Here is an 8475-nt window from a genome sequence, read left to right on the forward strand (position 1 = left end):
CGAAAATGGCCAAAAGTACGCGCCAATATGTGTTTGAAGGCATGGAGTTGCTGCCAGACGCATTGGTCCCGTTTGTAGAGAAGAGGCTTGAAAGCTCGGTTCGGGGGCACTGGCAGATCGAGGTGGTCCAACGCGTTCAGGGCTTGAAGCCCAATTCCGCGGGTGAGGTGGCATGGGACCAGCAAGGTCTCTTAAAAACGATGATGGCCTTTTGGAAAGAGGCTTTCGGAACGATGCTGGGTCACCCTGAGCGGTCTTATGTTTCCGAACTGTTGGACGTACGAAACAAGCTCTCACACAATGAGCCATTCACATACGACGACGCCGAACGCGCCCTGGACTCGATGCGTAGATTGATGGAATCGATCAGCGCGGGCGAGGTTGCTGATCAGCTTGGCAAGATGCGGGACACGATACTGCGCACGAAGTTCTCCGAGCTTCAGCGCAACGAAGAGCGCCGGAAGACGCAGCGGCTAGAGATTTCCGTCGAAACGGTCGCCGGGCTTCTGCCGTGGCGCGAGGTCGTCGAGCCACACCAGGACGTCGCAACCGGCGAGTTTCAACAGGCCGAGTTTGCAGCCGACCTGGGCAAGGTCCACGCTGGTAGTGCGCCTGCAGAGTACCGAGATCCGCAGCAGTTTTTCAGCCGCACATACCTGACCGAAGGCCTCAGTACCCTTCTCGTCGGCGCGGCGAAGCGACTGTCGGGAGGGGGTGGCGATCCAGTCGTGGAATTGCAGACGAACTTCGGTGGGGGCAAAACCCACTCGATGCTGGCGTTGTACCACATGGCCGGCGGAACGCCTGCGCAAGATCTGTCGGGCCTTGATCAACTCCTCGAGAAGAGCGGCCTAACCGTACCCTCCCATATAAATCGGGCAGTTCTCGTCGGAACGTCGCGCGGTCCTCAGGACGTGCTGAACGCCACGGGGGATCGGAAAATCCGGACGACCTGGGGCGAATTGGCATGGCAACTGGGCGGCGAAGAGGGCTTCGACATGATCGCGGAGAACGATGCAAAGGGCATCGCTCCGGGTTCTAACGTCCTTGAATCCATCTTTAGAAAATACGCTCCTTGCCTGATCCTGATCGACGAATGGGTCGCTTACCTGCGGCAAATCTACCGGGTCGAAGGGCTTCCCTCCGGCTCGTTCGACGCGAACCTCTCGTTCGTCCAATCGCTGACCGAGGCGGTAAAGGCGAGCCCGGGAACATTGCTGGTGGCATCGCTGCCAGCATCGCAGATCGAAGTCGGTGGCGAAGGCGGGCAGGAAGCGCTTGCGCGCCTGAAGCAGACCTTCAGCCGCGTTGAATCCTCTTGGCGGCCCGCATCGCAGGAGGAAAGCTATGAGATCGTTCGTCGCCGCCTTTTCAAGGAAATACCGGGCGACAGATTCCACCACCGGGACAACACGCTGAAGCAGTTTGCCAAGCTGTACCGGGAGAACTCCAACGATTTCCCTCAGGGCTGTGCCGACGAGGATTATCGCCGCAAGCTTGAAAAGGCCTACCCGATCCATCCCGAGCTGTTCGACCAACTTTATACAAGCTGGGGGTCGCTGGAGAAGTTTCAACGAACGCGTGGTGTTCTGCGTCTTATGGCACAGGTCATTCACGAGCTTTGGATGAATGCCGACCCGTCGGTGATGATCATGCCGGGAAGCGTGTCGGTCAGCTCTCCTCGCGTGGAACCTGAGCTTCTTCACTATCTCGACGTGAGTTGGCAGTCGATCATCGCGGCCGATGTGGATGGCACCGCGGCGACGCCGTATAAAGTCGACCAGGCAGCGCCTAATTTGAACCGCTATTCGGCGACGCGGCGGATTGCGCGGGCGATCTTCATGGGCACCGCTCCAACCCACGCTCAACAGAATACCGGCATGGATGACAAGCAAATCAATCTTGGCGTCGTGCAGCCCGGAGAAAAGCCGGCAATCTTCGGCGATGCCCTAAGGCGCCTGACCAACCAGGCCAAGTTCATGCACGCCGATCTGGGCCGGTACTGGTATTCGATGTCGGCGAGCCTTAATCGGATCGCAGCCGACAAGGCAGGTCAGCTCGACGAAAAGTTGGTCTTGATGGAGATCGATCGCGAGCTGGCCAAATATATCAACGCGATCGCTGACCGTGGTCATTTTGATGCGGTACAGGTTGCACCGACCACTTCTGCCGAAGTGCCGGACGAAGCGGGCGGGGTGCGCGCCGTCGTACTAGGCGTAGCCCATCCTCATAACGGACGGGATGGCTCTGAAGCCCTAGTCGAAGCAAAAGAGATGTTTCTTCAGCGAGGCAGCGCGTCGCGCGTGAATCGCAATATGCTGATCTTCATCGCTGCGGAAGCCCGTCAGCTCGACAACCTGAAAGACGCTGTCCGCTCCGCTCTAGCGTGGGGCGAGATCGTCAAGGAGAAGGACCGCCTCAACCTCACACAGAGTGACGATGCTATGGCGCGAGCCAAGCTCGTCGAAGCGAATGAAACGGTGAAAACACGCCTTAGAGAGGCTTGGTGCTATCTCCATTATCCGGTTCAGGAGAGCGCACAGGCAGAGGTCGAGTGGGTCTCGGGCAAGGTGCCGGCGCAAGACGGCATCCTGGCACGCGCCAGCAAGAAGCTGGTGGGCGAGGAAGGCCTGCTCTCCGAACTCGGGCCGACCCGCCTTGATCGCGATCTCCAGAAATACATCTGGAACGGCAAGGCGCACCTCTCGCTCAAGGACCTTTGGGAGTATCTAAACCGCTACACCTACCTGCCACGCGTCAAGAACCAGGCCGTTCTGGTCAAGGCGATACAGGCGGCTGTTGGCGGCATGCTGCCCGGCCCCTTCGCCTATGCCGAGCGGTGGGACGAAAAGACCGACACCTATCTGGGCCTCGCGATCGAGCGGGCGGTCAACGCCGCGGTGGTCATCGATAGCGAAAGCGTCATCATTAAGCCGGATGTCGCCGAAGCCCATCAACCAGCACAGAAAGCGATCGAGACACCGCCTGCTGGTGGTCCCGTCGATCCTGCGGTCGAGCCGTCGCCTGCGCCCCCACCTGACGCCCCCCCGGTTGAGAAGAAGCCAACGCGTTTCCTCGGCACAGTGATGATCTCGTCCGAGCGTCCAGCGCGCGAGATACATCAGATCGTCGAAGCGATCGTCGAACAGCTCACGACTATCCCGGGCAGCGAGGTCACGCTCAAGCTCGAGATCGATGCCGAGGTGCCGTCAGGCATGGATAAGGGCAAGGTCCGCACCCTGATCGAAAATGCCACCACGCTAGGATTCATCGAGAAGGATGTGAGGTAAGTCACTTAGGCAGACACGCGCCGCTTCCTGCATAGCGGGGAGCGGGCGCGTCCGACGGTCACAACATCAATTTCACGGAGCGACTGATTGTCAGACCGGCTGAAGGTGCTTGCGAACAGCTACCTCGACCACATTCGGATCGCCGTGGAGGCGCAGGATCGCGGCGCGCCGTTCCGAGACTTCCTGGATAACTGGAACGCGTTCGCTGCGCAGCATGAACACCATCGTAGCCGGGGCGATCGGCCACGCTGGTTCAACAACCCATCGGCGCTGGCGCGGATCAAAATGCTGGATGCGCTCGACTTCCGATCAGCCGGCGCCGCGGCGATCATAGCGGAAGCTGCACGAGATCCGCTGGACTATCAGCGGCGTTACGCGGCCCGCGATCGGGACGTGAAGCTGATAATCGACCATGCTGTGCCGATCGGTGTCATGGTGGCCGCGCTGTTCGCCGGCGACGTCGAGCTGACGCGAGAGGGCATCGGGGCACACCTGACGCGCTGGTATCGGCTCGGGCTCCTCTCGCACGGCGAAGACGCCAGCCTCAACGCCAAGGGGCTGCGTTCTACCATGCCGACGGCGTGGGACGGGAAGAGCGTGTTTGCCCGCTATGATGCAGCAGGTATCACCACATGTAGCATGGCCTTTTGCCCGCCCGGTTGCAGATATCCAAATACGCTGCCAGCTTGCGCCCTTTACGATGGTGCCGCCACAGATTTGGAATATGCCATACGCCACGGGCAGGCACGCGGTAAGGAGAGTTAGTTCATGCTTCCGATTGAAGGCGAGCTTACGGATCGGGTCCGCGCAGATTATTTAGCGCAAAACGCTACCCGTGAAACCAGCAGAGCGATCATCGAAGATATAGCTCGGCGTGAATCAATTACCACCGCAAAGGTACGAAACATCTTAACTTATGGTCCGGGTTACGTACGCTGGACAAAAGAGGATCGGGTGTGGAGCGATAAGGACGGAGCCATTAAGGCTGCATTTGATGGATTTTCTAACAACCCTACCGATCCGTCTTTTTTAGGGGCACGCCGCAAGCTATTATCAACCATCTCCGACGATTTGTTCTTTACTCAGAAAGCACTAACTGAGTTTGCGAAAAAGGAAGGGTTTTGGCCTTGGCACGGAAGCGAAAAGTCTCAATTTGACGTAGTTCGTACCGCGCAGGAAAAAGAAGAAAAAGCAAGAATTACGCAAAATGAGATTTCTAGAAAGGCTTTACTTTCGCTGCAAAGCTCCGAGGTTAATCCTAGTCAGACTGCACAGTCTTATAAGAATAAGTCTAGCCCTATGGGCTACATAATCGCCGGTATATTAGCCGTGATCGTTTTTTCTGTTGTAATTTATAACAGAAGTTCTAACTCACAATCAATCGAAAGCGGCGTTGCTGTCCAGTCTTCATCTCCGTCAGATATATCAGCTGATAGCTCCATATCCACAAGTGGAACGACTACGAAGAGCGAACGCGATGCTTACTCAGCCGATCTATATGACAAGCCGTCAGGGCTGACTTCTAGTCAAAAGGATCAATATGAAGGCATGTCAAAGGAGGGTAAGGAGTACGTAGACGAGAAGATGGCAGAATATGATAGGGTTTGCGCCCAAAAGGGCGGTTGCTAGATCTCTAGTGCCTTAGCTCGGGCTACATTATACTCATTCTCTTCAATCAGACCACGATTCAGGAGGTCTTTGAGTTTGTTGAGATGTTGCTCTATGTCATTTTTATGTTTCTTGATAGCTTGCTTTTTATTGTCTTTTTCGTGATCTTTCTCGGGCTTAGTCAAAGATTCCTTTTGTGCCGCGACGATAACGCGCTCAGCTTTGGATGCGCTCATACTTGCTGAAAATAAAGGATTAGACCAGGCTTTGTCGAATTGATCGGGATTTATACCTTCAGATAGATAGTCTCTTAATGTAAGCTTGTATGTTTCTTTGTCATCACTGACGCCTACTGCGCTTGCCATCACGCTTATGGCAAGTAAAACGCACTCGACCACCTCGCTATTTGCACTTACTTCCTGATCGTAATGACGCCATTTGATCGTATTGAGCGAATCTAGCGCTGTGCTCAGATGCCACCGAAATCTATCCAGTGTAACGTTCTCTCCTGGATCGCCTAGCCAAGCAACGAGAGGCGACGGGCTGATTGGCATGCGCTTGGTCTTTCGACCTTTGATTGCCGGCGGCAAGCCAGACGAAGCCTTTGTTACCTTTGACGGTGGGTTCGGCGATGAGGTCGGAACGATCGGCTGCGCCGGAACAGTCTGTTGCGCCGAAGCCGGGGGCGTATCGTCTGGGCACGGCAGGTACTCCCGTAGAGCCTCCAACTCGAAGGCCGTGACGTCTCCTAGAATGACCTCACCGGATTTGAACGACACAATGATGCTGTAGGTGTCGAGTGTGCCTCGCTTTGCTCCACCAGCACCGGCACTCGCTCCTAGAACCGTGCCAACGGGTCCCGCGACCAGGAACCCCAAGACAGCTCCAGCCGCCGCCCGCGTCAGACCGCTACTTCCTGCTACGGCAGCGTTATGACTAAGCACCTTAATTGATCGCAGATTCTCGCGCAGCGGAATGGACGTTTTGGGGTATATTCGGGAAAAGCGGTTGCTCGAAATTGACCAACTTCCGGCGAATCGCTTGTCGAATTTGTTCGTGACTTCCATGCTTTTACCTTGTTACCGCCTTGGCTTTCACAATCCGCAATACTCCTTGTGCGGATAGTCAGGGTAGGTGTCGATTGCCTTCGAGGTTCGCTCCCCGAGACTAATCACTGACGCAGCTCCGGGTCGATTTTGACAGTGCATCCTACCGGCCATGATCCATCACGCGCCGCTCCCCCGATTACGGGGGAGCGGCGCGTGATTTTAGGCCTGTTCGGAGATGGAGGAACAGCGTTCTTTGCGGAACGTACCGACGATGCTCGCCTGACGGCATAGACGGAGCCGCGATTCTCTTCGCGCGAGCTAAGTTCGATCGGCTGCGGATTCCTGCTCATGGATTGATCCTTTAGAAACGGGGGCGCGGCGCTGTCAGCCGCGCCCGATCGGGTCACGCGGCCTCGTCCATCTGCTGCGCGCTCTCGGCCCCCATCCGGGCCAACAGCCAATCGGCTGCGGCCTGTGCCTGGGTCGCGGCGGCGAAGATCGCGCGCTTGTCACCGCGGAGTGTCTGGAGCCAATTCGCCAGATAGGCGGCATGATCCTCGCGATCTTGGAGCTTGATGCCGATCGCGCCGCTGATGAACGCGGCCCCTAGCTCGGCAACGAGTTCCTCGCGGGCATAGTGCTCGCGCTTCGTGGAAATGAGCGAGGGGCGGGCAAGACGATCGACGTGGCCGGTCGCGTGGGTCAGCTCATGCGCCAAGGTCGAATAGTAATCGTCGCTTGTATGAAAATCCGCAAATTCGGGCATGACGACGTGATCGCCGCTCGGCTGATAATAGGGCTGCGAGCCGTGATGCTTGAGGGTGACGGGCACGCGGCCAAAGAGCGCGTCCAGCTCGGCGTCCCGCTCGTCGGTGTTGGTCGCGGTGATGATCGGCGCGGGAGTGGGATATTGCTCCTCGATGCCGTCGATCTGTTCGGCGTTGAAAACGGTATAGCGTTTCAGGAAAGGGATGCCGCGTTTGACCTCCTCGCCCGCGTTGTTCTCCTCGGTCCGCTCGATTCGGTTGGCATAGACGACGACGGAACCCTTCTCGCCCTTTCGGACGCAACCGCCCATCGCGATCGCCTGCTTGAAGGTCAGCCAATGCGGGGCGGCATAGCCCTTCGTCATGGCGGCAACCCACAGGGTCAGGACGTTGATGCCACGATAGGGAACCCCGGTGCTGCGGAGCGGGATATTCGGCGCGGTGCTCCCGTTCCACGATTTCGACCAAGGCCGGGTGCCAGCCTCGATCATGGCAATCATCTGATCGGTGATTTCCTGATATACGTCGGCCCGGTTGTCGGTGATCCGTCCCATGATATTTTCCTTTCCTTTGAGGCTGAAAGCCGGTCGCAACAGCAACCGGCTCTGCCTTTCCGGCGAGGAACGGGATGGGGAGGGAGGGCGAGAATCTGACCACTGGCGCGGGCGAGCCGCCCTAGCGCGGCCGACGACTGCATGGCGTCGGGTGCCGCGCTTGGCGGATTACACGGGTGGTCTGATTGTCGTTCGGGAACGAAAGGGCAGCCGCCCTTGGTGTTCCCCTGGCGCCGTCGGCCTCTTAGGAAGCCAACGACGCGGCAAATAGGTCCACGCACCTAGCGTGTCCGTTTGATCTCCTAGGCCAGGACCGGGTTCTGCCCACTGGTCCGTCTGGTCGCCTCAGGGTAAAGGGAGAACATCCCCGTTCAGGCGTGTCTGCGCTTCCGAACGCTCAAGACGTAGGGTTCGAGAATATGGCAGCGATCGGCGTCAACTTGGATGCTCTCATACCACGAGAGGACTTTGCCGCAGCGACCGTCCCCTTCAAGGGAAACCCCACTGGAACGATTAGCATGGGGCTCCTGAAGGACGACTTTTTCGTACAGAGCCTTCGCAAGCCGGATTTCCAGCGTGAGACATCAAGTTGGACGCCTCAGAAGATCGTTGATCTGGTAGCTGCCTTTTTAGATGGTGATCTTATACCAGCAATCATCCTTTGGAGATCGGGACAGTATGTTTTTGTAATCGACGGCGCGCATCGGATGAGCGCACTTCTATCTTGGATTTATGATGATTACGGCGACAAGTCGCGATCAGTAGAGTTCTTCCAAAATCAGATTCCGGAGGAACAGCTTAAGTACGCGGAGCAAACTAGGAAATTGGTTGAGGCAAATATTGGAACATACGCGTCGTACCTAGACGCAAATCGGACGAAGTTCGCCTCCGAAAAGGTCAAGGAACGCCTTGGTATGATGAACTCAAATTCGTTCATTGCACAATGGGTGCCCGCCGTTGATGCCATTGGCGCTGAGAACTCATTCTTCAAAATCAACCAGGCACCCACTCCCGTCGATCCGGTAGAGAAGCGTATCTTGCGCGGCCGACGGTCGGCGATTGCCATCGCCACGCGTGCAATTAATCGAGGCGGCTCTGGGCATAAGTATTGGTCGGAGTTTTCAGACGAGGCTCAGGCAAAGATCGAAGCGGAGGGGAAGTCGATTTATGACGGCCTGTACCTCCCGCCAATGGGTGGCCTTCCGGT

6 protein-coding genes are annotated in these 8475 nt (G+C 57.1%); 4 read left to right on the top strand and 2 right to left on the bottom strand.

Annotated elements, in window-relative coordinates:
* The first annotated feature begins 5 nt into the window (after positions 1-5).
* From AC1ME3_RS20075 to AC1ME3_RS20085, 3 genes are all read left to right on the top strand, one after another.
* Positions 6-3290 carry a DUF499 domain-containing protein gene (locus tag AC1ME3_RS20075; protein WP_480956159.1) on the top strand — a complete coding sequence of 1095 codons (3285 nt, stop codon included), beginning with the start codon at positions 6-8 and terminating at the stop codon, positions 3288-3290.
* Between the two features lie 87 nt (positions 3291-3377).
* Entirely contained in the window at positions 3378-4055 is a 678-nt protein-coding gene (locus tag AC1ME3_RS20080; RefSeq protein WP_480956160.1) for a hypothetical protein, read from the top strand.
* 3 nt (positions 4056-4058) lie between these two features.
* On the top strand, positions 4059-4919 hold the full coding sequence (locus AC1ME3_RS20085) for a hypothetical protein (RefSeq protein WP_480956161.1): 861 nt from the start codon (positions 4059-4061) through the stop codon (positions 4917-4919).
* Here AC1ME3_RS20085 and AC1ME3_RS20090 read toward each other — a convergent pair.
* Together AC1ME3_RS20090 and AC1ME3_RS20095 are read right to left on the bottom strand one after the other, a co-directional pair.
* Positions 4916-5965 (bottom strand): hypothetical protein, encoded by a 1050-nt coding sequence (locus AC1ME3_RS20090; protein WP_480956162.1) that lies wholly within the window; start codon positions 5963-5965, stop codon positions 4916-4918. The two genes, AC1ME3_RS20085 and AC1ME3_RS20090, sit on opposite strands and share 4 nt — an antisense overlap.
* Before the next feature lie 385 nt (positions 5966-6350).
* Positions 6351-7268: an ArdC family protein gene (locus tag AC1ME3_RS20095; RefSeq protein ID WP_480956163.1), complete on the bottom strand. Its 918-nt coding sequence runs from the start codon at positions 7266-7268 to the stop codon at positions 6351-6353.
* 419 nt (positions 7269-7687) lie between these two features.
* Here AC1ME3_RS20095 and AC1ME3_RS20100 point away from each other — a divergent pair.
* Positions 7688-8475 (top strand): GmrSD restriction endonuclease domain-containing protein (locus AC1ME3_RS20100; protein WP_480956164.1); only part of this gene is annotated, 788 nt, incomplete at its 3' end.

The sequence above is a fragment of the Sphingomonas sp. BL2 genome, assembly GCF_056680015.1.

Bases quoted from the DNA above. Each gene is read 5' to 3' on its own strand.
- AC1ME3_RS20075 (WP_480956159.1), top strand. From the start codon at position 6: ATGGCCAAAAGTACGCGCCAATATGTGTTTGAAGGCATGGAGTTGCTG.
- AC1ME3_RS20090 (WP_480956162.1), bottom strand. From the start codon at position 5,965: ATGGAAGTCACGAACAAATTCGACAAGCGATTCGCCGGAAGTTGGTCA.
- AC1ME3_RS20095 (WP_480956163.1), bottom strand. From the start codon at position 7,268: ATGGGACGGATCACCGACAACCGGGCCGACGTATATCAGGAAATCACC.
- AC1ME3_RS20085 (WP_480956161.1), top strand. From the start codon at position 4,059: ATGCTTCCGATTGAAGGCGAGCTTACGGATCGGGTCCGCGCAGATTAT.